The sequence below is a fragment of the Rossellomorea aquimaris genome, from assembly GCF_003315075.1.
Lineage (GTDB): Bacteria > Bacillota > Bacilli > Bacillales > Bacillaceae_B > Rossellomorea > Rossellomorea aquimaris_C.
The window spans coordinates 12667-37064 of the sequence record NZ_QNRJ01000014.1 but is presented as its reverse complement, the minus strand read 5'-3'; the positions used below and the strand labels follow the sequence as shown (position 1 = coordinate 37064).

Here is a 24398-nt window from a genome sequence, read left to right as displayed (position 1 = left end):
ACAATGAAAAAATTAACGTTTATCAGCGGTGCCATCTTAGCTTTAGTAGTTGGTGGAGGAGCGGCTGCTTCTGCATCATCCATAGATAAAGATGCCCACAATACCCTAAGTAACGCCAATCATTTATCCTCTGTTAACCCATCGGGCGACGAAGACTATCCGGATATCCTGGGCGTAGTTAACCCATTGAGTGACGAAGACTATCCGGATATCCTGGGCGTAGTTAACCCATTGAGTGACGAAGACTATCCGGATATCCTGGGTGTAGTTAACCCATTGGGTGACGAAGACTATCCGGATATCCTGGGCGTAGTTAACCCATTGGGTGACGAAGACTATCCGGATATCCTGGGAGTGGTTGACCCATTGGTTGACGAGAACTGACCAAATCCAAGATAAACCATATCACGATCTTATATGGTTACTATAAATTTAGTATTCGACTCATTTTTTATGGGGGTTTCTTCCTCAGGAAAATGGGTTTTTTTTATGTATTCAGGAATTTTTAAAACAATTATAAAGTTCCGAAAAACATCCTCGACATAATGAAAATGTTGAAAAATCTTCTCCCTTTTCACTCAATATCCCACCCCTTATTTTTAGAATTTTCTCAATACAAAAAGAGAAGAATGTAGTATACGATTAGTAACGAATAAGAAATACGTCATGAACAGGAGGTAACGTATCTTTCAGGTTCTAAGTAAAAAATACTAATGAAAAGTTGCTGGTTGAATGTTTAAATCCTCTCGATCGGGAGGCAACCCTAACTGAAAAAAGGAGAAGCGTACATGACCTTAACTAAGTTAGAAAACAAATTAAGCAAGAGAGAGACTGAAATCGCTGCACTGGTCGCTAAAGGATTAACGAACAAAGAAATCGCATTTAACTTAAGTATCAGCCAAAGAAGAGTGGGTGAAATTGTTTCTAATATAAAGCAAAAATGGTCGATTGAATCAAGAGTGGAAATAGGCATTATTTCATATCATTTGAGATTGATTGATTTTTCCTATTTTCAATTAGAAAAAGTAGATTAGGTGGTTGTTTATGAGAAAAGTACCCTTTATTGAACAGATGGAGCATAGTGAATGCGGGATCGCCTGCATGGCTATGGTACTCAGTTACTATAAGCACCATATTTCTTTATCGGACTTGAGAGAAGAATACGGGGTGCCCAAAGGTGGATTTTCCGTCCTTCACTTGACAGAAATAGGAAAGGAAAAAGGCTTGGAGTCCAAAGCATTCAGGGTTGATGCTGAAGGAGTGAAGAATAATGGCTTTCTTCCTGCCATTCTATTTTGGGACTCCAAGCATTTCGTGGTCCTGGAGAAAGTGCACAGGGGGATGTTCTATATCGTCGACCCTGCAGTGGGTCGGGTGAAACTGTCTGGAGAAGAGTTCACTAAGCACTTTTCTCAAATCATGCTTGTCCCTGTACCGTCTGAGAATTTCGAAGAGAAAGCACGCCTGAATCCATACTTATTTCTCCTGACATTTGCTTTCAAAAAACCAAAACTTGTCGTGAGCATTTTGCTTTTTTCGTTGCTGCTGCAGGGATTGGGAATTGTTTTGCCCCTTGTGACCAAATGGGTGACGGATCATGTGTTAGTTCCGAAAGATATTAGTTATTTAAACACAATCGGGTATGCGGTACTCCTCATCTTAGTGGCATACAAGATTTTAAGTTTTTGTAGAGGGGTCCTGATTGCCAAACTACAAACTTCGATGGATGACCAAATGATGAGTCATTTCATGGAGCATCTTTACCGGCTTCCCTATCAGTTCTTCGAAAACCGGTCTAATGGAGAACTGATTTTCAGGGCAAATTCGAATGTGTACATAAGACAGATTTTATCAACGAGACTTATTACATTTATTATCGATGGGATCATGCTTTTCTCTTATGCCATCTTAATGTTTAATATGTCAAGTATTCTGGGTGCGGGTGTATTAGGGATGGGAATCTTATTATTCGGATCCCTTTTATTAAGTACCAATATCACACACAGAATAACCAGTAAGGATGTAACCAATCAAACAAAGGTACAAAATGTGCTGGCTGAATCGATCAATGGAATTTCAGACATTAAAGTGATGGGATTAGAAAATACGTTCTTTAATGAGTGGAGCCGTTCATTTAAACAACAACTGAAGAGCTCAGAAAGACGCAGTATTTGGACTACTACCTTGAACATACTTCCGTCCACCATTCAATTCGGCCTGCCGATTTTCTTATTATGGTCGGGTGGTTATCTTGTTGTGGATGGGTCCATCACGCTAGGAACATTAGTGGCATTCAGCACCTTGGCTTTATCGTTTATCGCACCAATATCATCTTTGGGTTTAGGATACACAGAAATCATTTCATTAAAATCCTATATTCAACGTTTGTACGATGTAATCAAAAGCAACAAAGAAAACCTCAATCCTGACAGGGATCATGCCAAACTGAAAGGGGCCGTTTCCTTAAAGAACGTTTCTTTCCGTTACAGCAAGTTTTCCGATCCTGTTTTAAAAAACGTTTCTCTAGACGTGAAGCCCGGTGAGAAGGTGGCCATCGTCGGAGACTCGGGGTCTGGTAAAAGTACGATAGCCAAGCTCCTTCTTGGTCTATATACTCCTTCCTCGGGAGAAATCCACTACGATAATACGAATATAGAAGATTTCAATCTGCACACACTTCGTAGTCAACTGGGCACAGTTTTACAGGAAACCAAATTATTTAATAAACCTGTCATTGAGAACATAGCGATGCAAGATGGAGATATAGATCAAGAAAGATTAATTGAAACATGCGGGAGAGCGGATGTTCTCCAGGATATATTAGTATGTCCACTGGGATTCCAGACGAATGTTTCAGAGAAAGGGGTCAATTTTTCCGGAGGTCAGAGACAGCGTCTTGCTTTGGCAAGGGCTTTGTATAATGAACCGGCAGTATTGATTCTGGATGAAGCCACAAGTGCCCTCGATAATATTTCAGAGAAAAAAATCGATAAGAGTATTTCCGAGCTGAATTGTACAAGGATCATTATCGCGCATCGGCTGAGTACCATTATTAATGCTGATAAGATTTTTGTATTAAAGGATGGGGAAATCATTGAGGAAGGTAACCATCAAAGCCTTCTGGACCAGTCTGGTTATTACGCTGAGTTGTATACCGCCAATAAGAAAGGGAATCGAGTAAATGAAAAAATATATGCCTAATTTTACAAAGTTATTCATTGTGCTATTAGTACTCCTGGGTGGGACGGCCCATTGGAGTGTGGACACAACCCAGGCACAAAATTCAGTTGGTAAAGAGAATGTCGAATCTCAATTATTAATAGAATTTGAAAATATAAGAGAAGAAAACGATATTAAAAGCTTTTTAAATTCATTGCAGCCTGAAGTGGAAACAGTTGAAATTGAAGAAATCAATGTGATGAAGGTTCAGGCAAGCTCCGCCAAACAAAAGGAATTGATAGAAAAGCACTTGAAGCAGACATTCCATTTAGATTCTGATCAGCTTGGTGATGAAGAGAGAGTCACGTTGGAAACAAGTGCTGAACGTGTTCCCATGCAAACCGTACAAACAAACTCAATGAGCTTTCTCCGTAATGCTCAATGGGATATTGAGGCAGTGACGAATAATGGTGAATCCCATCATCTCCAGAAAGGTAGTCATGATGTCAAGATCGGACTAATTGATAGTGGTGTCGATTTTCAACATCCCGATCTTATGAAAAATATCGTGGGTCCGGGTAAATCCTTTGTACCGGGGATTGAAGACACGCAAGACGTCCTTGGTCACGGTACGATGGTGGCTGGTGCCATTGCGGCTGACGGTGAGCAAATCGGGGTAGGACCGGAACTTGGCATCGTTCCCTACAAAGTATTCCATGATGGTTCGGCTGATTCTTTTTGGATCATTCAAGCGATTGTTGAGGCAGCAAATGATGGAATGGATGTCATTAATCTAAGTCTGGGAACTTATAAATCTCCCAAAAATAAAGAAGATAAAATGGTGATCAAAGCGTATGAAAAAGCAGTTAAATATGCAAAGAAGCATGGGGTATTTGTAGTAGCCTCTGCGGGTTCAAGCGGGTATGATATTTCCCGGCCATTTGATCAGAACGAAGATATTCAAGACGTCATTCACTTGCCGGGCGGTATGAAAGACGTATTTACGGTTGCGGCCACTACGAAAGAAAATACAATGGCATCCTACTCGAATTATGGAAAGAACGTGGATATGGGAGCTCCTGGAGGGGACTATGGCGTGAATTTCAAAGAGGAACAAGTGTTTGATATTCAATCAATGATCTTAACCACTTACCCGATTCAAATTCCGCAATCCATCTTTGCTACATATCTTGGGATTCCACAAGGATATGACTTCAGTGCCGGATCCAGTCTTGCCTCCCCTAAGGTCGCAGCTACAGCCGGTCTGATCATTGAAGAGTATAAAGATAAACATGGAAAAAAACCCTCTCTTAACAAAATCGAAAAAACCCTTATTAAAGGTGCGGAAGAAAATGAAACGGCCAGAAAGAACAAACAATTTAAACATGGCATTGTGAATGCCTACCAATCATTGCAACTGGTGAAGTGAACGGTTCATAAAAAGGAATCTTTTTGAAAATAAAGAAAAATTATACAATTAAATAGAAGGGAAAGGAGGGATGACAAATGTCGAAAGAAATGATGATTCAGGCATGGAAGAATCCAGAAATGCGAAAAGAGTTCATGAATCACCCGGCAGGACAGGCTTTCTCTGAGCTGTCAGCCGAAGAAATGATGAACGTTCAAGGTGCCGGAGATGTACAGCCGGAAACGACTCCTACTCTCTCAAGTGCTCCTTGCGCCGGATGGTTGACTGTAGGAATCTCGATCACAGTATCTTACGCCAAGTGTTAATCAAATTGAATGGAGGAATGACAAATGACGAAAGAAATGATGATTCAAGCATGGAAGAATCCAGAACTACGAAGTGATCTTACGAATCACCCGGCAGGACAGGCTTTCTCTGAGCTGTCAGCCGATGAAATGAGAAGTATTCAAGGTGCTGGCGATGTTCAACCGGAGACGACTCCAAGCCTTTCCAGCGGCTATTGCCTTGGCTGGGCGACAGTGGGAATATCCATTACCATCTCATATGCCACTTGCTGATCAGTTGTCGGCAAGCCAAAAATCTTTTAATCAAAAAATAAGGATCAGTATAAGGAATGTCACTTTTACATAAAGAATCGTGATCCATACTTTATTACTAATTCCTGATAGTTTAATGAAATCTTTCATCCGTCTTTGACCTTTATGGGGGCAAGGGCGGATTATACATAATCTAGAAAAAAAGGGAGTTAACATTATATGACCACCACAAAACTTGGACTTCATCTTGACTCAAAAGCTGCCGTACATGCCCTTTGGATGAGAGAGCGTTACAACATTCTCAAGAATAACCCCATTGGACTTGACGACGAATTATCTTCATTGAAAAAATGGAGAGAAAAAAAGAACATTGTTTCGGATGAGGCGTTTCAGCTAAAGCTTGATTATGAGGGGTATTTAGAAGAGGAATATAATAACTTGACGAAAGTGATTCCTGATAACGAACTCCACCATTACACTTCAGCAGTTGAAAATAGTGAATGGTTTAAGGTGTTTAACACTTCTCTGGCATTGTTGGAAGAAGATGAAACTCCAATACCCAGTTTTGATTGGTCCTATCCTGTTAAACCCTTTTTACTATGGGCAGTTGAAGAATGGAAGAATCACTTTGAGAAAATAAAAGATCATTCAGTGTCCGTAGAAGTCATCGTGCGGGAATTAATACAAAACTTAGCGAATGAGCTGGTTTCGCTCCTTAGTCGAAGCGCCGTCCTTGAACTACATATATATAAACTGAAGGAAGAGCTGACAGGAGATACACCGGAAGAGAGATTTTCCTCCTTTATAGAGAAACAATTTGGCGATCCGCATCAACTGGTAAGTTTTTATACAGAATATGTGACATTGGCCCGTTTATTAACGACGAGAACGATATTCTTTGTTAATAATATGAAAGAAACCCTTGATCATTATGTTGCGGATTATGACGAGTTAGTATCGACCATGGAAATAGGAAATGCAAAGATCGTCGCTTTAAAGCCGGGGATGGGGGATACTCATCAAAAAGGTCACACTGTTATCCGTTTTGAGTTTGACTCTGGGCAAACCGTCTTTTATAAGCCTAAGAATCTGAAGGTGGCTCTATCCTATAATCATTTGATCAAATGGATTAATAGTAAGAATGAGCTTCTCGATATGCCGTTCTATAAAATCATCTGCCGGGACACATACAGCTGGGAATATAATATAGAGAAAAAAGAATGTGTGAACGAAAAACAGATAGCTAACTTTTATGAGCGCTTCGGGCAAATACTGGGCATCATGTATTGCCTTAAAGGTGGGGACTTTCACTATGAAAATCTTATAGCCCAAGGGGAATATCCTTATATTATTGATTTAGAAACACTGTTTCAACAATCTCCGCCATTGAACTTTCCGGACTTTGCCAATATTAAAGCAAAAGACGCTCATGTAGAGTCTGTACTGTTCACTTCATTATTACCTCAAAGGTTTTACAGAGATGTAACAGATACTGAGGGAATCGACATGAGCGGCCTGAATGGAAAAGAACAAAAGCTTCCATATAAAGTATTGTCACCGAAAAATTTCTCAACGGATGAAATGGTATTTGACTACTCTGAAATCATGCTGACAAACAAGGACAACTTACCGAAACTGAATAATGAACCTGTTTCCTTTACAGCCTATGTTCAACAAATCATCGATGGTTTCAGGAATTCTACTGCCCTTTTTGTAAAGTATAAATCTGAGCTATTGAATGACGGTTTAATTGATGATTTCAAGGATAAGGTTGTCAGAGTCATCCTGAGAGCAACTCAAAGATATGTCAATATGTTAAGTGAAGGGACCCATCCGGACTACACCCGTGATGCTTTATACAGAGAACACCTGATGGAAAACATGTGGACATATCCGTTTAAAAATAAAGAAGTCATTCTTCATGAAATCAACGATATGCTTGAAGGAGATATTCCTGTGTTCTTTAATTATCCGGATTCCCGGGACCTGATCGACGGAAACGGGAATCGGATAACCAATTTCCTGGACAGATCCTCCTATGAACTTGTAAGGGAAAGAATCAGGGATTTAAGCGTTGATGAAATAGAAACCCAGGTTTCATGGTTAAGAGTTTCTCTTGGGGATTATGATGTGAATCAGCAGGAGAAATATTCCAATCAAATAGTTGATCCAGGTAATGAAACGATGATTGACGCCCAAACATTGATCAGTGAAGCTCAGAAAATTGGAGACCATTTATTAAAGAGCAGCATCTTATCTGAGGATGAAAAAACCATGACCTGGCTGGATGTAACATTAGGGCGTAATCAATCGTGGTCGATCGAAGCTCTTCCTGCAGATTTCTACGATGGGCTTTCGGGGGTTGCCCTATTTTATCATCATCTCTATGAAGTGACAGAGGAAGCAAGATACAAGGAAGCATATGAAAAAATAGTCGAGAATATTAAAAGTGTCCCTGAGTTCACCAAGCAAATATCCGCATATTACGGGAAAACGTCCATTCTTCAATTAGGAAGCCGATTAACAGATGGAAGCAGCACCGAGTTATGGCTGGAACAGGTTGAAGAACTGGAGAAAAGTCTGAATGAAGAAGCCGATCATATCGACTTCTTAAGTGGAATTGCAGGAGTGATTCAAGCATTATTACACTTAGCGGAAAAGAATGTGGATGAGAAAGACAGGCTGTTGGAAATAGCAGGACTTTATGGTGATAAACTGCTTACAGCATTGGAGACAGAAAAACAGTCCCTTATCGGGGGGATGGCTCATGGAGCAGCAGGGATAAGCTATGTGCTATTCAGATTGCATGACCAGCTTACGTATGCTAAATATTATCAAGCGGCAATCGAGCTCTTGGAGATAGACAGGAACTATTATGTTGAGGAAACCGGAGCGTGGCAAGACGGAAGAAAAGAAGATCAGGTATGCCTGCATCAATGGTGTCACGGCAGTGCCGGGATTGGATTAAGCCGCGCTTTAACTAACACCTATTATCAAGATAATAATCTTATAAGTGAAATGAACACAGCTGCAAAAAATATTCTTAAGCAAGGATTAAAAACAGATGATGGCATCTGTCACGGGAACATGGGGGATACTGAGCTGTATTTAACGCTCTACAAACAGCTTAAAGACCCGTCCCATCTTCACACGGCCCATGCTATCACCCAAAGTGTACTGGATAGAATGAAACAAAAAGGCAGTTATGCTCTAAGAGATATTCCAGGCTTTGATGCGATTGGTTTATTTACCGGCCAGGCTGGAGTAGGGTATCAATTATTAAGGTTGGCCAAGCCGGAATCTGTTCCTTCGCTTTTATATTAATTTAAGGAGACGTGAAAAATGAAAAATGAGACATTGATGGAAGAAAACGAGGCAAGTAAAAAGAAGAATGAAGAAAAGAATCAACCAGGCCAAAAACTGATTGGATTTCTTTCCGATCACGCAGAAGGTAAGTTGGATTAAACCATACTGCATTCAACACTCCAATCTTTAGGTTGGAGTGTTTTGTTATTTATATGTCACTCTCCCTAAGGTTGGTCTTATTGCGCGAAATTTGAGGGGAGCCCCCCTCATGCTGATAAAGTTGAATGGAGCGATAAGGTACCCGGCTCCCGGTGAAGAAGTGGGACAGTATGAAAAACGTATGCATCTCGTTCAGACACGACGGCCAACATAAGCTATACGAGACGGCCTCAGATGATTTTCTTTGACATCTTGCCCATTTTACGTAGAGAGCCCTTAGCCGAAGCGGGGCACTCTCAACGTCTTTTCGCAAAAGCGGGAACACTGCAGCCAATCAGCTACTACTACCTTCTTTAAATGGCAACATAAAAAGGAGGGAGTAGGAATGTTGTTTGCGGATGTTCCTTCTGGTCACCTCGCATAGTCGACTGGCATTCCTTTAATCTGCATATCGAACAAACGATTCCTATTACACAAAGCCAGAAGAAGAAGGACGGGAAAAGTTTGAGACCAAAGTATGCCTCAAAAAAGCCTTCTCCAATGAATTCTGGTAATTAAGCTGGAAGCCCTTTTGCAGCATGGAATGAATGAAAACACCTATTTCGCATATGAAAAAAAGCTCAGAGTTCTGAGCTTTTTTTCATTTAATAGCTGATGGGCAAATCAAGTTTCACTTTTCTGCTGCTAGCTTCCAAGCGCTTTTTATTGATTTTAAAATGGACTGGTTACTGTAAATCAATACACTTCCTTGATAGAATCTTACGCATAGCCACATCAGTGAGGCCACCGAAGTAATGAGAATCAACATCGATGCGATGATTTCAAGGTTAGAAGTCTCCAGCAGGCTGATCCTGATAAACATGAGCATAGGAGCAAAGAAAGGAATATATGATCCGACAGTTACCAAGAGTGACGATGGGGTACTTACACCAAGCAGTGAGAGGATGAAGGCAATCATCAGGATATACGAAAGTGGAGACATATAATGATTGATGTCTTCTACTTTGGATACTAAAGAGCCTACAAAAGCTGCTAAAACCCCGTAGAATAGATAGCCTAGCAAGGCGAAAATCACTGCATAGACCCATACAACACTTGATACACTTTGAATGGTGTCGATCATGAAACCTTTAATCATATCCGATCCAAAATTAGTGATGATGAAGTAACCAAGGATCCCGAATATACTTAATTGTGTGACACTGATCAGAAACACTCCAACAAGCTTCCCGAAGAAATGCGTGGTAGCTGAAGAACTTGAGATAATGACTTCCATTATTCTAGATCCTTTTTCCTTTGCAATTTCCATCGCGATCATCGTTCCATACAATGTGACGAAAGTATACAAAAGAAACAATAATCCGATCGCTAAATTTTCTGCAGCGTTCTTTTCTTTTTCTGACAGGGACTTTTGATTATCATTTAAAACTGTTGTATCCAAGTTAATGGGTGACAATATGTTTTGTAAGTCCGATCCACTCACATCCAGCTCATTTGAAACCTGCTGTACCTTTGTCATTTGAAGAGCCTGTGACAGGGAAGTGATGTCCTCTGAGTTTACAGGGTCTAATGTTACTAAAGTGTTTTCATCATTCTTCATTTCTAAATAACCGCTGACTTCTTTTTGATTTAACCACTCTTTTGCTTCTTCGCTGCTGTCTGCCGTTTGAACTGAAATATTTGCCAAGCTGTTTTCAAGTATGTCCTTTGTAACCTCATCTGAACCAACAACTGCAATAGATTGAAGTTCTTTGTTACTATTCATCTTATCGATTAAATTTGGTACTGTAACGCCTGCGAATAGGAAAATCATCGTTAACAGAGTTGACCAAACAAACCCTTTGGATTTAATTTTGCTTTTATATGTCTGAGATACCAGCACCCAAAATTTATACACTGAGCTCACCCACTTTCATCTTGAAAATTTCGTTTAAACTGGGTGTCTCTGCGCTAAATGTGGAAACGAAACCATCTTTAGTGACATAATCAAATATTTTCTCAATATCTCTATCGTGATGGACATATATATTTAATTTATCTAATTCCTTCTTTACCGAAGATACATAAGGCAGCATATTTAATTCTTCTTCCTTATGATTGGATTTCAATATTACTTTTTTCGTGCCAAATTGTTTCTTGACTTGATAGATGTCTCCTTGAAGTATGGATCTTCCTGCTCTTAACATGCAGATATCATCGCACATTTCCTCTACGTGTTCCATTCGGTGACTTGAGAATATAATGGTTGTTCCAGTGTCCCTGAGTTCCAATACGATATCTTTAAGTGATTCAGCGTTTACAGGATCAAGCCCACTAAATGGTTCGTCTAATATAAGGATACTGGGCTCATGTAGAATAGTGCTTATCAGTTGAAGTTTTTGCTGATTCCCTTTTGAAAGTGTTTTCACTTTTTGGGTCCTTTTATCACTGAGTTCCAATCGATCCAGCCAATAATTAATTTTAGGCAATAGTTCTTTTCTATTTTTCCCTCTTAATCTCCCAAAAAAGAGCAATTGATCCTCTAATGATAAGTCCTGATAGAGCCCCCGTTCTTCAGGAAGATACCCGATTTGATCAGGATCAATGCTTCGTACTTTCTTACCATTCCAAATGATTTCCCCTTTGTCAGGCTTTAATAGACCTAAGACCATTCGGAATGTAGTGGTCTTCCCTGCACCATTTTGTCCGATTAACCCAAATATCCTGTTGTCTCCTGCATGTATAGATAAATTCTCAATTGCAACAAAATCACCAAAAATCTTATTGATATTCCGTAATTCTAATCCCATTCCCCACAAACCCCCTAGATTTTCTTTTTATAATGAAAGATGAGTGCCGAGTGAATAAATGCCAATAGGCCATATAGAATCGTTAATAGATCGATCAGTTCTGAAACGGTTAATTCAGTTGTTAGTTCTATAAGAACGGTAATGACAAACCCTACTGTAACAAGTACGTATATCCATATACTTGCCATCCCTAATATTTGTTTCCCTCGTTCATCCTTGCCTTCTGTCGCCACAAAGTTTCCAAAGTAAAAGACTGAAAACATTAAAACGAGTGTAAAGATATAGCTTAGTGTAGATAACATAATGGATCCTCCTGAATAATTTTTTGTTAATTTTGACTAAATTGTAAAATATTTATAACTAAATGTCAAAAAAATATTACAATACTTCCTAAAGATGTACGTTTTTCCATATTCAACCACGTGATAGACTTTAGTTGTACCATAAATCAAGTGAGGAGGAATTAGAATGTCAAACGAACAAATCATTAAAGCATGGAAAAACCCGGAATTACGTGGTGCAAGTCTTCATCATCCTGCAGGACAGTCATTTGGGGAATTATCCGCAGATGAAATGATGAATATTCAAGGGGCAGGGGATGTGCAGCCGGAAACGACTCCAGCTACTGTTATCTCTACAAGCTCTGCACCATGCATTGCTGGTCTGACTGCCGGAATTTCAATCGTATATAGCGTTAAAAATTGTTAAGGGGGAAAATAAAATGACTAAAACTGAAATTATCAATGCTTGGAAAAACCCGGAAGCTCGTGCAAATATCTCTTTTAGCCACCCTGCCGGTTTATCTTATGGTGAATTATCTACAGAAGAAATGATGAATATCCAAGGTGCGGGAGATGTTCAGCCAGAGACGACTCCAACTACTACCATTGCAAGTTCTGGATTTTGTGCAGTAACAACAATCGGTGTAGGTGTCACTCTATCTCTTCAATTCTGCTAAACGTAACTTTGCAAAGTGCTCAGCATATTAATATGCTGGGCGTTTTTTTATTCATCTGGAATATAAGTGAATATCTCTAGTATCGTAGTATCAAATACTCGTGCAATTTCAAAAGCCAATAGTAATGAAGGGTTATAGCGATTACCTTCTAATGAAGCAATGGTCTGCCGGCTAACACCGACTCTCTTTGCCAGATCATCTTGTGACCATTTCCTTTCAGCCCTAAATACATGGATTCGATTTGTATAACTGCCTTTTTTCTTCATATACCTACCCTCTTTTATTTGATTACGTTCATTGTAATATATTCTAAACTAAATGTCAAAAATATATTACAAAAAGTTTGAAATATATTACTAGGGGGTAGGAAGGTCCTCCTGTACTATTCTAAAGTTGTAGAGTCGAGGGATGAAATGAGCCTCAAATGGACGAATTCTAGAATAATCAAAAGATCGGTAATCCTTCAGCTAAATAGATGTAGACGTGGAGTTGAAAACAGTCACTTGGCCAGGAGGATGAGACTTGGAGCTCTCTCAGCTATACAGAGAGAGCATTAATTATTATGATTGAAATAGCTCAAGCTACCAATTTTTATAAAAAGCTAAATGAAATAGAGGTTGACTAATAAGCAGTATTAGTCAACCTCTTTTATTATGAAATGGGACAAGGGACCTGTTCCCTAGTCCCGCAACCGCTCCAAAATCCCATCCCCTTTATCACTCACCTTCACCACCGCAGCCTTCACTTTCCCTTCCACATCAAGCCCCGTTCCTTCCGGGATGAAGAAATGTTCGATTCCGTAAGTGACCTGGGCACTGTTATCCCAGGAGCTTGTAACCTTTCCGTTTAGGAGCACATCCCCGGGCTTCTTTTCGTAAGAAGCATTCCATTTCCCATTAAAGCTATGAACACCTGAATATTCGTGGATGCCTTGTGCATTTTTACGTAAAACAATGGTGATAGAACCGTTGTCATCAATGGAGGTGTCTTCAAGCTGAGAAATCGTGTAATTCAATTCCACATAGTCACCCTGGAGGAGAGATCTCGGATCGACAGGTTGAAGTTCTAATACGATTGTTTCCCCGTTTTGTAAAAGGGTTTCGTTTGAATAGACCTGATACCCTATCCACCCCGCTTGAAGGCAGATGATGAGGAGGATTCCCATTCTTTTCCCGGCAAGCACTGAGTGCGATTGCTGACCGGAGCCAACCTTCCTATCCAGGTAAACCGCCACCATCAAGAAGAGGATCCCCAACACGGCAAAGAGCAGGGATTTATGAACGAGTTTCCAGGCCAAATCGTAATACAGCTGAACGATAAGCATGAACCAGAACACAAGGGATGAAACCCAATAGAAGGTGCGATCCTGCTTTTTGAAAAAATAGACGCAGCCTGTTGCGGTCAGAAAGAACAGAGCGGTATAGGTAATGTGAAGCGTCAATGATAGGTCGATCGTAGTTAACGAGAAAAAGGCAAGGAAACCAATGAGAAACGCTCCATATTGGAGGACATGTTTTTTATAAGTAGCAAGGTACACGGCAACATTCAAGAGCATCATCACAACGAGGAGGGCATGAGCGCCTAAATTCATCGTTTGCCCTAAGAAGATCGCTGTGTTCAATTGAAACAGAACGTAGAATACAAACCTCGCGGTGAATCGTTTCTCAACATAAAACACATAGGTCAAAACGAAGAACATAACAAAGGAAAATTCATCAAACACACTTGCCATCATTCCGATGATGATGCCGGTCATCATGAGTGAATACTTTACAGGAGACGGCCAGCTGGTCAACGTACTTGGGATGACGAGAAACACCGTCGCGAAAACAAATAGAGTGACCATTGAGACATTCACCATGAGCAATGAAAGCAGTCCGAAAACTGATGCTACGATGAAGACAGAGGCGATCGTGGTGACACTTGCAACGAAGATCGTCTTTGTCCAATGACGGGAAGAGGAATGCTTCCGTAAGTAGTTCACAAGGAAAACACTTCCCGTTAATAACAGAACGGCTGCTAACAGGAGACCGACAAAGAAAAGGCTGGATACATATCGGGCCATTAACTCAAACATTTTGATGATGATAAAGCCCGTGCCGAATATCGAAAGAATGATGAAGATGGATGTTTCTTTATGAAAGAAGCGATACACCCCAACTCCTAACATGACTATATAAAACAGGGTGAAGAAAACCGAATACTCGTTATCGAATGCAGTGACCATAAGAAGGAGATTCGCTGAGATCAGACTCAGATAAAGCAAGGGCTTTGAAGCGATGTCCCCCTTTTTTATGATTAAAAATAAGAGTGTGTTCAGAATTCCGACTCCAAACGTGATCCATGTATGGGCGAGTGTCCAGAGCTCGAATGGAGACGAAGGGAACAGATAAAAGTAAATCGTCAAATGGATGAGGATATGGGTTAATGCGTAAAATCCGCCGTACCTTGTGTACAAGCTGAACAGTAGGGCCGGAATAGACCACACTAGAAACAACAAGTAACTGTCAGCGTGGGAATTGTACAGCTGACCTAGTAAAGCTACGGACAAGCCAAAGGAAATCAATCCGCCGACCAACAGCCAATTTGAAAGAAAATGGGCCCCCTTTAAAACACGGTCCAACAGAAAAGCTGCTCCATAGAACAATACAATCAAAGATCCCGCCAGAGCGACTTTCTCAAGTCGGGAAAACACCTGCCAGTTAGAAGCAAAAAAATAAAGTGCACTTGCCAAAAGAAACACAACCCCGAATAAATACGTCAGTGAAATCACTTTTTTCATATGGTTCACCCCTTTTTGGTTGATTCAACCTTTAGGATACATATTCCTTACTCTAATATATGAGGGAAAGGGGAAATATAGCCGTACAGGACGGGGGAAGGGATAATAAGTGAATTGGGATTGTGTCTTGTTGAAAGTTTCAAAAAAAAAGAAATGACGCGTACCAATCTTAGGAGTCATTTCTTCTTTATATATCATAAAAGCACCTTCTGATTTCTTACAAAGGACCCGTGCTTCATGTGCCAGTTCTTTAGTTTATAAGATAATCTTTAAACTTTTACAAAGTATCATAAATTTATTCAATTATATTTAAATAATAAAAAAGCTGATTACAAAATAATCAGCTTTTAATCTATTAAACTGCTTTAGAAAGTGGTGAAATAATTCCTCTGGATTGCAGTTCTGTTTGGGTTTGTTCATCTGCAGGACGGTAGCCCTTTTCAAGTAGATCTTTAATGAAAATCTTATTATATACAAAAGAAAATATGATTCCAGGAATCCAAGCTCCAAACCCAAAGGTAAATGCTCCAACTATAGCAGCAGTAATAAACATTATGGCTGCCCATTTTAAATCTCCTCTAATAAGTGCCGGAAAAAAACCAAAAAAAAATGTAGTCCAGCTGAATCCAATTTTAACCTCCTTTGTGACACCTGCTTCGTTTCGAAATTTTGCTTTCATTATTTTATCCTCCTTTTGTAATAGTTCTTTTAGATTATACAATAAAATTTTGTAATTATTTCAAAATATTACAAGAAAAAAATATTAATTTATTAATATTTTGGTAAATCTATTACTATTGCTTGAAGGATGCAAGAAACTAGTTAAGGTTTCATCTAATAAAAAGTGATTGAAACCAGACTGACTTTTTTAGCAGAAACAGCCTATTCGCATTCAGGTATTAACACCTTTAAGTATTAGAGGATTAATATGAAGTTTTCACCAACACATATTGCTAATTTTATAGGATAAAAGTATTGTGTATTTACAACCAAAAATTTCCTATTTGTATAAAAGGTTACAGGTACGGTACTGTCCCTTTTTCTATGTGACATTCGGTTGACTAAACAATATATTAAAAGGGGATTACGTATGAAAAAAGTTTTGATTTGGATGATGGTTTTAGGTTTATTTAGCATGCCTTTTTATTCTGTTGAAGTGGCAAAGGCAAATGGAGATACTGATGTTCCTTCAGATAATAAGATAGCAGACCGAGTGATTGTGAAGTTGAAAAAACCAGTGGATAAAGCAGCCATTGAGGGATATGAGGTGTTGGCAAATCAAGAAAATGCTGCTGCTCCTATCGTGACGGTGGATGTCCCTGAAGGGCAGAAAGTGGAATCTTTTATAAAAGATTTAGAGAATAATAGTGATGTAGAGTATGCGGAACCTGATCACTTAATTAAACTGAACCACGTACCGAATGACCCTTATTATAGTCTTCAATGGCTCCATCAAAACATTGAGTCGGAGAGAACTTGGGATCAGACAAAAGGTTCTTCTGAGGTAGTGGTAGCTGTGATTGATAATGGTGTGGATGTGGATCATCCGGAATTTGCGGGGCGGATTGTTGCTCCCTATGATACGGTGTACGGTACAACAACCATGACGAAAGGTGACCACGGGACCCATGTAGCAGGAATAATAGGGAGTTCCATGGATAATTGGATGGGCTTGACCGGTGTTGCACCAGAGACGAATATTATGCCAATTGATGCATTCTTTAATGAAGAATCTGCTTATTCTTCCGATGTTATCGAGGGTATTTATTATGCGGTGAATAATGGTGCGGACATCATTAATATGAGTTTAGGAAATTATTATTACAGCAGTATTTATAATGATGCGATTCAATACGCGTACGATAATGGAGTAGTTGTGATTGCAGCGGCAGGCAACGATAATACAAGTGATTCACATTATCCTTCTTCTTATCCAAATGTCATCTCAGTCGCGTCGACTACTGAGTATGATACTAAATCAGGTTTTTCTAACTATGGGTATGACATTGATATCGCGGCACCAGGGTCTAACATCTTATCAACGCTCCCATATTTTGACTATCAATACATGAGCGGGACTTCCATGGCTTCACCTGTAGTAGCGGGAGTGGCCGCGCTTATTCTAGCCAATGAACCTAATTTGACAAATGATCAGGTAGCGGACCGATTGTATACTTCGGCTGATGATCTTGGAACATCCGGGAAGGATTACTTCTACGGCCATGGCCGGGTGAATGCAAGAAAAGCAGTCGGAGTTGCCAGATATGTAGCACCGCCTCAGGTTTCACAAGTATATGACTACTCTACATATGTAAGTGGAACCGTAGATACAGACGATGACAGTTACATTGAAGTAAGCAATGGAGAAGAAGTCATTGGGAACGGCTATCCCTATTGGGGAAGTTTTAATATTGATATACCAAAACAAACGGCAGAGACCACTCTATGGGTAACCTTGACAGACGGTGATGCCACAAGTGAAGCAACTACGATTACGGTAATGGATGGGACAAGCCCTGATGTTCCAACGGTGAACGAAGTAACCGACCGCCACACTTCCGTAACTGGAAAAGCGGAAGCTGGATCGACGGTAGAAGTCAAAGCCGGATCTGAAACCATCGGGTCTTCGACAAGCAATGGATCATTCACAGTCGCAATCGCTAAACAAAAAGCGGGAACGGAATTAAGCGTTTATGCCATCGATGGAGCCGGAAATCAAAGTGATTCAGCTATGGTCACGGTAAAAGATAAAACGGCGCCAGTGAAGCCCACCGTTAATCCGGTAGGAGACAACTCGACTACCGTCACAGGGAATGCAGAAGCGAACTCTACTGTGGTTGCAAAAGTGGGTTCTACAGAGCTGGGACGAGCAAAGACTAACAGTAATGGTGCTTATTCCATTACAATCAGCAAACAAAAAATAGGTACCGAAGTAAGTGTGTATGCAGTGGATGCTGCAGGGAACCAGAGTGAAACTGTAAAAGTAACAGTTGATGATAAAACGGCACCAACAAAGCCGACTGTTAATCCAGTAGGAGATCAATCAACTTCTATTTCAGGAAAAGCGGAAGCGAATACTACTGTGTATGCAAAAGCCGGATCATCCGAGATCGGAAAAACATCGGCAAACAAAGATGGAGAATTCACGATATCCATCAGCAAGCAAAAAGCAGGCACAGAAATCAATGTGTATGCAGTAGATCAAGCAGGTAACATAAGTGCTGTTGAAAAAGTGCAGGTTGCGAATGAAAAGCCTCAACTGAAAACCCTGATCGGTACAACAAGGTATTCAACAGCGGTTGAAGTATCAAAGCAGGGATGGGACACATCTTCTACAGTGTTTTTAGTTAATGGTGGTGCCATTGCGGATGGTTTAACGGCTACTCCATTAGCCTCTGCCCATGATGCACCTATTCTCCTGACTACAAAGGGGACGTTGCCAGCAGAAACAGAAGCAGAATTAAAACGACTAGGCACGAAGAATATTGTATTAATCGGTGGTAGCGGAGTGATCTCCGATGAGGTAAAAGGAGCACTTGTGAAGCTGGGGTATAATGTTTCTCGTATTGGAGGAAAAGATCGCTACGAAACATCTTTATTCATTGCGAAACAGCTCGATAAATCAGTCGATGTGACGGAAGCGTATATTGCTTATGGAAGAGGGGAGCCGGATGCCCTATCGATTGCGGCCCAATCCGGGAAAGTGAAACAGCCAATCATTCTTTCAGAGAAAAAGTCTGTTCCTAAAGCTACCTATGAATGGTTGAAATCAGAAAGTTTATCGAACGCTCACTTTATCGGGGGAGCGGCGGTACTTGATTCAGCCATCATGAAAGAAATGAATAGCATCACAACTAAGAATGTGGAGGGCAACCGAATCAGCGGTCTTTCCCGCCATGATACCAATGCGAAAGTGATAGAAAAATTCTACACAGAAAATCACTATCCAACTATTTTAATTGCCAAATCCGAAACAGCTAAACTGGTTGACGCCTTATCAGCGGGTCCGCTTGCGTCTAAACTCGGCGTACCAGTACTGCTCGTTTCACAAAAAGGTCTGGAAAGATCTCAGATTGCTACTATAGAAGATAAGACTTCTTCACAAGTTCATCAGATTGGTGGAGGAATTAATGAAGGAGTCGTTGGAGAGGTATTAAAGTATATGGATTGATGTGGATTAGTAAAGGAGCCAAAGGGGATAGTTCTCTTGGCTTCTTTTTCTTTTTCAGTATAAATGATTAAAAGGATTTCTACATTTGGAAGGTGGATTGCAGGATTTGTAGAACTAATGTTGAGTGATATTTACAACTAACCCCAATTCACCTTTACATCCACCAAAACCCTCTAGAATCAGGTCCCGTTAAAGACGTTTTCCATAGCAGATGGACAAGTATCCATGATTACTGCAAAAATGTGAGAGCCATCTCGATACTTAACCTGATTGAACTGTTAATACTTTACAGACTTTTATACAATATAAAGGTAATTCTTTAAATGAACCCATCCAATTAGGAGGATCAGACATTCATGAATACGAAAAATAAATTGATTATATGCGGAATTGGACTTTCATTACTACTTGGAGGATGTATGAATAGGGATAATGAAAAAAATAATGTGGATTCAAAAGAGGTAACAGGTCCATATAAAGATACTTTTGTGAGAGTGCAAGATTACAAAGGTTAAGGATATGTACTCAGAAATGGAGAAGACGCAGATAAAATTGCAGAAGAGAAGAGTGATGAAGTTCAAAAAGCCGTTAAAGATTTTTTTATGGAAAAATATAAAATAGATGTCAAAGTGCACAATATAGTAGGGAATGTGGATGGTGCGACTGTGTTTGTAGAATCAACAGGACCTGTTCACTTCTATACGCCCGCTATAGTGCCAATTGATTTGAGTCAAAAAAAGGTTTTAGAAGATAGTATTACATCTTTAGATGGAGAAATTGAGAGTGCTATTCAAGGAGGCGTATACCGCCTTATATTTGAAGATGAATTTAATAACCTTGATCAGTATCTAAGTAAGATAATATCCGAAAATGAAGTTGTAGGGAAAAGGAAAGAATCACTTGAAAATGTCGGAGGGGCAGGTTATATGATCCCCTATTATTATCTATCCACTCCACCGGACGACAAGGCTATCCAACCAGTGTATGAGGCGTATCTGAAAGATCCTCGCACACCCATCAGTGAACTTAAATCTTTCTTCTCAAAAGATGATTTTGTAGCAGAAGATTATAATATTACGATTCAGTTATATATGGAGAATGAAAATGTAGAACCTGATAGAGAAATATTCAATAAAGTTCAACAGGATATTAAGTCAATGAGTTCGATACCTAAAGGAAATTACAGTGTAATCATTAATGATAATTTAATTAATGAAAAAGTAGACGATGGGATCAAAGACAATTCTTTGCAGTTATCGTTTCCGGATGCCATTGTTAAGAAGTGATGTTAAAGTGGTGAGCTGTATGACCTTATCTAACTACTCCCAGTCTGGTGATAACGTCGGTTAGTTATAAATTTCAGGAGATTATTTTCAGGACTTATAGGTTATCATTTGAATAATTGGGGTAATTATACAAATATATGAGTCTGAAGACATGAGTTGAATAAGCTAAATCAATAGGATTAAAGAAATGTGAAAAGGAAGTCTGTTCCCCCTACTTTTTTCCTGTTTTACCTGATTACTTTAAGTATTACCCGATTGAACTGTTAATACTTTACAGACTTTTATACAATATAAAGGTAATTCTTTAAATGAACCCATCCAATTAGGAGGATCAGACATTCATGAATACGAAAAATAAATGGATTATATGCGGAATCGGACTTTCATTACTACTTGGAGGATGTATGAATATGGATAATGCGAATGGTAATGGTGTGGATGAAAAAGAGAAAGCTGAAAAGCAAGTTAAGAATCAATATGTAAGTGTGCAGGAGTACAATGGGGAGGGATACACCCTAAAAAATGGGGAAGAAACAGACAAGATTGCGGAAGAAAATCGTGAAGAAGTAGAGAAAGCGGTTAAAGATTTTTTCTTGAAAGAATATAAGACAGATGTAAAGGTTCATAATATTGTGGGTAATGTAGACGGAGCTACAGTATTTGTGGAATCAACTGATCCGCTTCATTTTTACACGTATGCAGTTGTTCCAATTGATCAATCAAATGAAAAAATCCTGTCAGACAAAGTGTTTTCCCAAGAAGGACAGGTGGAGAGTGCCATAACAGAAGGTTTATACAGGGAAATATTTAAAGACGAGTTTGATCGTTTGGATGAGTATTTAGAGAAAATTGCAAATGAAGAAGCTGTTACTGGAAGAACGATTAAATCCCTTCAAAATGTTGGTGGTTCAGGATATATGACGCCTTATTACTTTTTATCTTCCTCCGTTTCAAATGATGAAGCAATTAAACCAGTTTTTGAGCTATATATGGAAGATCCCCAAGTTAGTAGAGAAAAATTAAGGGCTGCTTACAATAAAAAAGCGTTTAATCCAACTTATTTTGAGGTAGTCATTAATTTATTTATGAAAGAGAAAGAAACTGACCCGGATGAGAAGGTATTTAATAGAGTTGTAAACGATATTGAAAGCATGGATGATATACCAAAAGGAACATACAGTATTTTCGTCAATGACAATACAGTCCTCAAACAGTCGTTTGAAGGGGTAAAAGAAAATTCGCTCGAAAAAACGACCCCAGATGAGATTATTAAAGAGTAAGGGGGTATAACCTAATGAGTAGTCCAAACAGTCAAACCGGAGTCACAACAGTAAATAATGATAAAAATTTAGTTGAATTAGCAGGATTACACGCTTATAAGGATATCCCTACGCGAGAAATTATAACTGTAAATGAAGTAGATTATTTGGTATTGGATACCGTATATGGAGACATCACGGGCTTGGATGCAATGACGGTTATCAACCAAAAGTCAAGGGAAGTATCTATTATCTATGTAGGCACTGATGCAGCAGCCGATAACGGAAAACAAGACTTACTAACCGATGCTCAACTCCTTAGTGACCTTACCCTTCCCCAGCTGGAAGCAGCACAGGATTACTATAATAAAATGAACAAAAAATATGAATCTATTGGAGGGGTTAAATCCGTTGCGGGTAATTCATTGGGTGGACCATTGGCCAACTCTGTCGCCATTAATCATCCCGAAGTTACATCCGTGACGCTTAACCCTGCACTTCTTCCAAAAGGGATGGCCGATCCCAACAAAAGCTACGACAACATCACCAACTACTTCACCAACTATGACGTCTTAACCGGAACTCTTATCGCCCTGAATCTCGATTCCCGTATCCCTGGAAAGAGATACGATATTTCGACAGGCATACCGGTCACCGGCGAGAACTTCAGCATTCTGACGAACAATCATACGGGTTATAACGACAAAGGAGCCTATGAGATTGGTCAACTAGGAGAACCTGGTTACGGCAAAATCCATGACGAAGCTGATGCCCATATCATGACAAGCATCTGGACGGGAGAACCCCTCTATGGCGGCCATTCGGATAGAATTGAAATCAATCGAGACAATCTGAACCTGTTGGCTGAGGCCCTGGCCGGGGATGTCAGTACAAGGTTGGGGTATGCCCAGGACTACCTGTCCAATTCACAGGAAATCGCCAAGCATGAAGGAGACCGATACTCGGAGCGGTTGAGCCGCCTGCAGATGACCTTTGAGGAGTCGTTCGAAAACTTGATCGGAAATCCTTTATTCATTGGAATCACGACGACGGGACATCGCCTGACCTCGGAAATCGACCATCTTATTTCTCTTTTGAATATGGCTGAAAACGCCAGTAAATCTCTCAATGGTGTGTTGAATTCCCCACCTGTCGAACTCGTGGAGCATTTATTCAACCGAAGCATCAGTGTCGAAAGCATTTTCGGCCAGGCTCGGAATCAGCTGCTTGAATTCAAACAGGAGATTACCAGTCTGACAGGATTCCTGCAGAACATCCTTCATAAAGAAATCCCGGAACTGTTTAGCGGGGGAAAGGAAACCCTGGAGGATCTCCTTGTGAACGAGATGCTGGCACACTATGAGATTATCAAAGCCAATAGTGTGAAAATGAATAGTCACATAGCAGAGTTTCAGAGTCAGGTTGGGGACCTTGCCAAAAACTTTGGAGAACGTGATTCTTCTTTAAGTGCAAGTATCTCTGGAGGAGCTTCGGTTCAACATGAAGTAGTGATGCCGAAGAAAAATGACTACGTTCTTGAAACGTCTAACCACATGCTCATCGGTATGAAGGTGAAAGAGATCTACCTGGATGGATCCTTTGAAGCCTTCAAGGGAGTTTCCCACCGCTTTCTTCTACCGCTTTTAGGCGGGTTGACTGGACTTGCTTTTGCCATCGAAAACACATTGGAGGTCATTTCCGCTCAAATCAAGGGTGCCATGAATATTGCCCTGAGTGGAACGGTCCCTGGAAAGCTCATCAGTATGTTCTCGGACTTCGATGACAAAATCCGCTCGTACGTTTCTTCCGCACTGGAGCCGATCGACGAGCTGGCTGCAACCATAGAGGGACTCCGTGATGGATTAACCAGATTGACGATTGGATTTCCCGCGTTACTTGACAGCTTCAGACCTTATATCGACTCGGCGATTTTTGATCTGACGAGCTACTCCAATATCCATATTTACAATGTATCCGCCATGGCCATCCATGAAGAAATGGAAATGCTCTTTGACGACATCGTCCACCAGCTCAGTCAACACAAGGGAAATTCCATTCAAGCTCTATGTGAAATCTCACAACGAGTGAAAGACAACATGATCCAACTGCGTCAACAGGTGGATCGTGTGACATTGTAGGAACAAGGCATCCGCTTGTTCCTATTTTTTTGTTTTTTTTAGTAATCAATAAATATGGAACTTCGACTCAGGTGATCACTGCTTCTGAGCAGCCCCTACTAGATGAAAATTCGACACGGAGGATCAATTATTCGGAAAGAGGATCAAAAAATCAAAATCAGGATTAATAATCTCAAATCAGGATTGAAAATTTTATATTAGGATTGAAAATTGCCCAATCCGGATCGATTTCTCTGCGAGAAGGTTTCGTATCAGGATCATAAGCCACACCGGCCCCCTCCAATCCGTCCAGTTTCCCACTCCAGCTTAAAAAAGACAATCTAACCTCATTTTTCGTCCAAAAGCAGACACATTCTAGCCGTTGGATCTCCAAACGAGCACAGCGCCATCCTAAAAGAAGCAGCCTGCAGGTAAATCAGCTACTAC

At 40.1% G+C, this 24398-nt stretch carries 22 protein-coding genes; 15 read left to right on the top strand and 7 right to left on the bottom strand.

Features of this window, described 5'->3' with window-relative positions; all coding sequences use genetic code 11:
* Window positions 1-3 precede the first annotated feature (3 nt).
* From DET59_RS15640 to DET59_RS22150, 8 genes are all read left to right on the top strand, one after another.
* A complete protein-coding gene (locus tag DET59_RS15640; protein WP_113970554.1) occupies window positions 4-384 on the top strand; it encodes a hypothetical protein in 381 nt (126 codons plus the stop codon).
* 404 nt (window positions 385-788) lie between these two features.
* Window positions 789-1034 (top strand): response regulator transcription factor, encoded by a 246-nt coding sequence (locus DET59_RS15635; RefSeq protein ID WP_113970553.1) that lies wholly within the window; start codon window positions 789-791, stop codon window positions 1032-1034.
* A 10-nt stretch (window positions 1035-1044) separates the two neighbouring features.
* The gene (locus DET59_RS15630; protein WP_113970552.1) at window positions 1045-3201 is read left to right on the top strand and encodes a peptidase domain-containing ABC transporter; all 2157 of its coding nucleotides are present in this window, start codon (window positions 1045-1047) and stop codon (window positions 3199-3201) included.
* Entirely contained in the window at window positions 3182-4588 is a 1407-nt protein-coding gene (locus tag DET59_RS15625; protein WP_113970551.1) for a S8 family serine peptidase, read from the top strand. The genes DET59_RS15630 and DET59_RS15625 overlap by 20 nt, the downstream gene beginning before the upstream one ends.
* A gap of 77 nt (window positions 4589-4665) precedes the next feature.
* Entirely contained in the window at window positions 4666-4893 is a 228-nt protein-coding gene (locus tag DET59_RS15620) for a mersacidin family lantibiotic (protein WP_113970550.1), read from the top strand.
* Between the two features lie 24 nt (window positions 4894-4917).
* Window positions 4918-5145 (top strand): mersacidin family lantibiotic, encoded by a 228-nt coding sequence (locus DET59_RS15615; protein WP_113970549.1) that lies wholly within the window; start codon window positions 4918-4920, stop codon window positions 5143-5145.
* A gap of 198 nt (window positions 5146-5343) precedes the next feature.
* Entirely contained in the window at window positions 5344-8448 is a 3105-nt protein-coding gene (locus DET59_RS15610) for a type 2 lanthipeptide synthetase LanM family protein (protein WP_113970548.1), read from the top strand.
* An 18-nt stretch (window positions 8449-8466) separates the two neighbouring features.
* Window positions 8467-8589, top strand: a complete 123-nt coding sequence (locus DET59_RS22150) for a hypothetical protein (protein WP_258549701.1) — start codon at window positions 8467-8469, stop codon at window positions 8587-8589.
* Between the two features lie 670 nt (window positions 8590-9259).
* Here DET59_RS22150 and DET59_RS15605 read toward each other — a convergent pair.
* From DET59_RS15605 to DET59_RS15595, 3 genes are read right to left on the bottom strand one after another with little or no spacing between them, the layout of a single operon-like run.
* Window positions 9260-10486 carry an ABC transporter permease gene (locus tag DET59_RS15605; RefSeq protein ID WP_113970547.1) on the bottom strand — a complete coding sequence of 409 codons (1227 nt, stop codon included), beginning with the start codon at window positions 10484-10486 and terminating at the stop codon, window positions 9260-9262.
* Window positions 10479-11378, bottom strand: coding sequence for an ABC transporter ATP-binding protein (locus DET59_RS15600; protein ID WP_113970546.1), 900 nt, complete (start codon window positions 11376-11378; stop codon window positions 10479-10481). The genes DET59_RS15605 and DET59_RS15600 overlap by 8 nt, the downstream gene beginning before the upstream one ends.
* A 14-nt stretch (window positions 11379-11392) precedes the next feature.
* Window positions 11393-11680 carry a hypothetical protein gene (locus DET59_RS15595; RefSeq protein WP_113970545.1) on the bottom strand — a complete coding sequence of 96 codons (288 nt, stop codon included), beginning with the start codon at window positions 11678-11680 and terminating at the stop codon, window positions 11393-11395.
* A gap of 166 nt (window positions 11681-11846) precedes the next feature.
* Between DET59_RS15595 and DET59_RS15590 the strand changes: the two genes are divergently transcribed.
* Together DET59_RS15590 and DET59_RS15585 are read left to right on the top strand one after the other, a co-directional pair.
* Window positions 11847-12086 carry a mersacidin family lantibiotic gene (locus DET59_RS15590; RefSeq protein ID WP_113970544.1) on the top strand — a complete coding sequence of 80 codons (240 nt, stop codon included), beginning with the start codon at window positions 11847-11849 and terminating at the stop codon, window positions 12084-12086.
* A gap of 13 nt (window positions 12087-12099) precedes the next feature.
* Complete coding sequence (locus DET59_RS15585; protein ID WP_113970543.1) at window positions 12100-12336, top strand: mersacidin family lantibiotic; 237 nt, start codon at window positions 12100-12102, stop codon at window positions 12334-12336.
* Window positions 12337-12383: 47 nt separating this feature from the next.
* Here the strand turns inward: DET59_RS15585 and DET59_RS15580 are convergent, their stop codons facing one another.
* From DET59_RS15580 to DET59_RS15570, 3 genes are all read right to left on the bottom strand, one after another.
* Window positions 12384-12602 (bottom strand): helix-turn-helix transcriptional regulator, encoded by a 219-nt coding sequence (locus tag DET59_RS15580; RefSeq protein WP_113970542.1) that lies wholly within the window; start codon window positions 12600-12602, stop codon window positions 12384-12386.
* 413 nt (window positions 12603-13015) lie between these two features.
* Window positions 13016-15118: a GDYXXLXY domain-containing protein gene (locus tag DET59_RS15575; RefSeq protein WP_113970541.1), complete on the bottom strand. Its 2103-nt coding sequence runs from the start codon at window positions 15116-15118 to the stop codon at window positions 13016-13018.
* Window positions 15119-15473: 355 nt separating this feature from the next.
* A complete protein-coding gene (locus tag DET59_RS15570) occupies window positions 15474-15797 on the bottom strand; it encodes a DUF2628 domain-containing protein (protein WP_113970540.1) in 324 nt (107 codons plus the stop codon).
* A 411-nt stretch (window positions 15798-16208) separates the two neighbouring features.
* Between DET59_RS15570 and DET59_RS15565 the strand changes: the two genes are divergently transcribed.
* The 5 genes from DET59_RS15565 (at window position 16209) to DET59_RS15550 (ending at window position 23972) form a co-directional block, all read left to right on the top strand.
* Window positions 16209-19289, top strand: a complete 3081-nt coding sequence (locus tag DET59_RS15565; protein WP_113970539.1) for a S8 family serine peptidase — start codon at window positions 16209-16211, stop codon at window positions 19287-19289.
* A gap of 356 nt (window positions 19290-19645) precedes the next feature.
* The gene (locus DET59_RS21735) at window positions 19646-19804 is read left to right on the top strand and encodes a hypothetical protein (RefSeq protein WP_181778190.1); all 159 of its coding nucleotides are present in this window, start codon (window positions 19646-19648) and stop codon (window positions 19802-19804) included.
* Window positions 19805-19840: 36 nt separating this feature from the next.
* Window positions 19841-20575: a DUF1672 family protein gene (locus DET59_RS15560; protein WP_113970538.1), complete on the top strand. Its 735-nt coding sequence runs from the start codon at window positions 19841-19843 to the stop codon at window positions 20573-20575.
* 404 nt (window positions 20576-20979) lie between these two features.
* Window positions 20980-21855: a DUF1672 domain-containing protein gene (locus DET59_RS15555; protein WP_258549700.1), complete on the top strand. Its 876-nt coding sequence runs from the start codon at window positions 20980-20982 to the stop codon at window positions 21853-21855.
* A 14-nt stretch (window positions 21856-21869) separates the two neighbouring features.
* Window positions 21870-23972 carry an SA1320 family protein gene (locus DET59_RS15550; protein ID WP_113970536.1) on the top strand — a complete coding sequence of 701 codons (2103 nt, stop codon included), beginning with the start codon at window positions 21870-21872 and terminating at the stop codon, window positions 23970-23972.
* Window positions 23973-24144: 172 nt separating this feature from the next.
* Here the strand turns inward: DET59_RS15550 and DET59_RS21730 are convergent, their stop codons facing one another.
* On the bottom strand, window positions 24145-24291 hold the full coding sequence (locus DET59_RS21730) for a hypothetical protein (RefSeq protein WP_181778189.1): 147 nt from the start codon (window positions 24289-24291) through the stop codon (window positions 24145-24147).
* Window positions 24292-24398 lie beyond the last annotated feature (107 nt).

What these genes read in the sequence shown, in the direction of transcription:
- DET59_RS15575 (WP_113970541.1), bottom strand. Translation starts at nt 15,118, where the DNA reads ATGAAAAAAGTGATTTCACTGACGTATTTATTCGGGGTTGTGTTTCTT.
- DET59_RS15620 (WP_113970550.1), top strand. Translation starts at nt 4,666, where the DNA reads ATGTCGAAAGAAATGATGATTCAGGCATGGAAGAATCCAGAAATGCGA.
- DET59_RS15590 (WP_113970544.1), top strand. Translation starts at nt 11,847, where the DNA reads ATGTCAAACGAACAAATCATTAAAGCATGGAAAAACCCGGAATTACGT.
- DET59_RS15635 (WP_113970553.1), top strand. Translation starts at nt 789, where the DNA reads ATGACCTTAACTAAGTTAGAAAACAAATTAAGCAAGAGAGAGACTGAA.
- DET59_RS15570 (WP_113970540.1), bottom strand. Translation starts at nt 15,797, where the DNA reads ATGAAAGCAAAATTTCGAAACGAAGCAGGTGTCACAAAGGAGGTTAAA.
- DET59_RS15640 (WP_113970554.1), top strand. Translation starts at nt 4, where the DNA reads ATGAAAAAATTAACGTTTATCAGCGGTGCCATCTTAGCTTTAGTAGTT.
- DET59_RS15595 (WP_113970545.1), bottom strand. Translation starts at nt 11,680, where the DNA reads ATGTTATCTACACTAAGCTATATCTTTACACTCGTTTTAATGTTTTCA.
- DET59_RS15600 (WP_113970546.1), bottom strand. Translation starts at nt 11,378, where the DNA reads ATGGGATTAGAATTACGGAATATCAATAAGATTTTTGGTGATTTTGTT.
- DET59_RS15555 (WP_258549700.1), top strand. Translation starts at nt 20,980, where the DNA reads ATGAATATGGATAATGCGAATGGTAATGGTGTGGATGAAAAAGAGAAA.
- DET59_RS15565 (WP_113970539.1), top strand. Translation starts at nt 16,209, where the DNA reads ATGAAAAAAGTTTTGATTTGGATGATGGTTTTAGGTTTATTTAGCATG.
- DET59_RS21735 (WP_181778190.1), top strand. Translation starts at nt 19,646, where the DNA reads ATGAATACGAAAAATAAATTGATTATATGCGGAATTGGACTTTCATTA.
- DET59_RS15610 (WP_113970548.1), top strand. Translation starts at nt 5,344, where the DNA reads ATGACCACCACAAAACTTGGACTTCATCTTGACTCAAAAGCTGCCGTA.
- DET59_RS22150 (WP_258549701.1), top strand. Translation starts at nt 8,467, where the DNA reads ATGAAAAATGAGACATTGATGGAAGAAAACGAGGCAAGTAAAAAGAAG.
- DET59_RS15630 (WP_113970552.1), top strand. Translation starts at nt 1,045, where the DNA reads ATGAGAAAAGTACCCTTTATTGAACAGATGGAGCATAGTGAATGCGGG.
- DET59_RS15580 (WP_113970542.1), bottom strand. Translation starts at nt 12,602, where the DNA reads ATGAAGAAAAAAGGCAGTTATACAAATCGAATCCATGTATTTAGGGCT.
- DET59_RS15585 (WP_113970543.1), top strand. Translation starts at nt 12,100, where the DNA reads ATGACTAAAACTGAAATTATCAATGCTTGGAAAAACCCGGAAGCTCGT.
- DET59_RS15625 (WP_113970551.1), top strand. Translation starts at nt 3,182, where the DNA reads ATGAAAAAATATATGCCTAATTTTACAAAGTTATTCATTGTGCTATTA.
- DET59_RS15550 (WP_113970536.1), top strand. Translation starts at nt 21,870, where the DNA reads ATGAGTAGTCCAAACAGTCAAACCGGAGTCACAACAGTAAATAATGAT.
- DET59_RS15615 (WP_113970549.1), top strand. Translation starts at nt 4,918, where the DNA reads ATGACGAAAGAAATGATGATTCAAGCATGGAAGAATCCAGAACTACGA.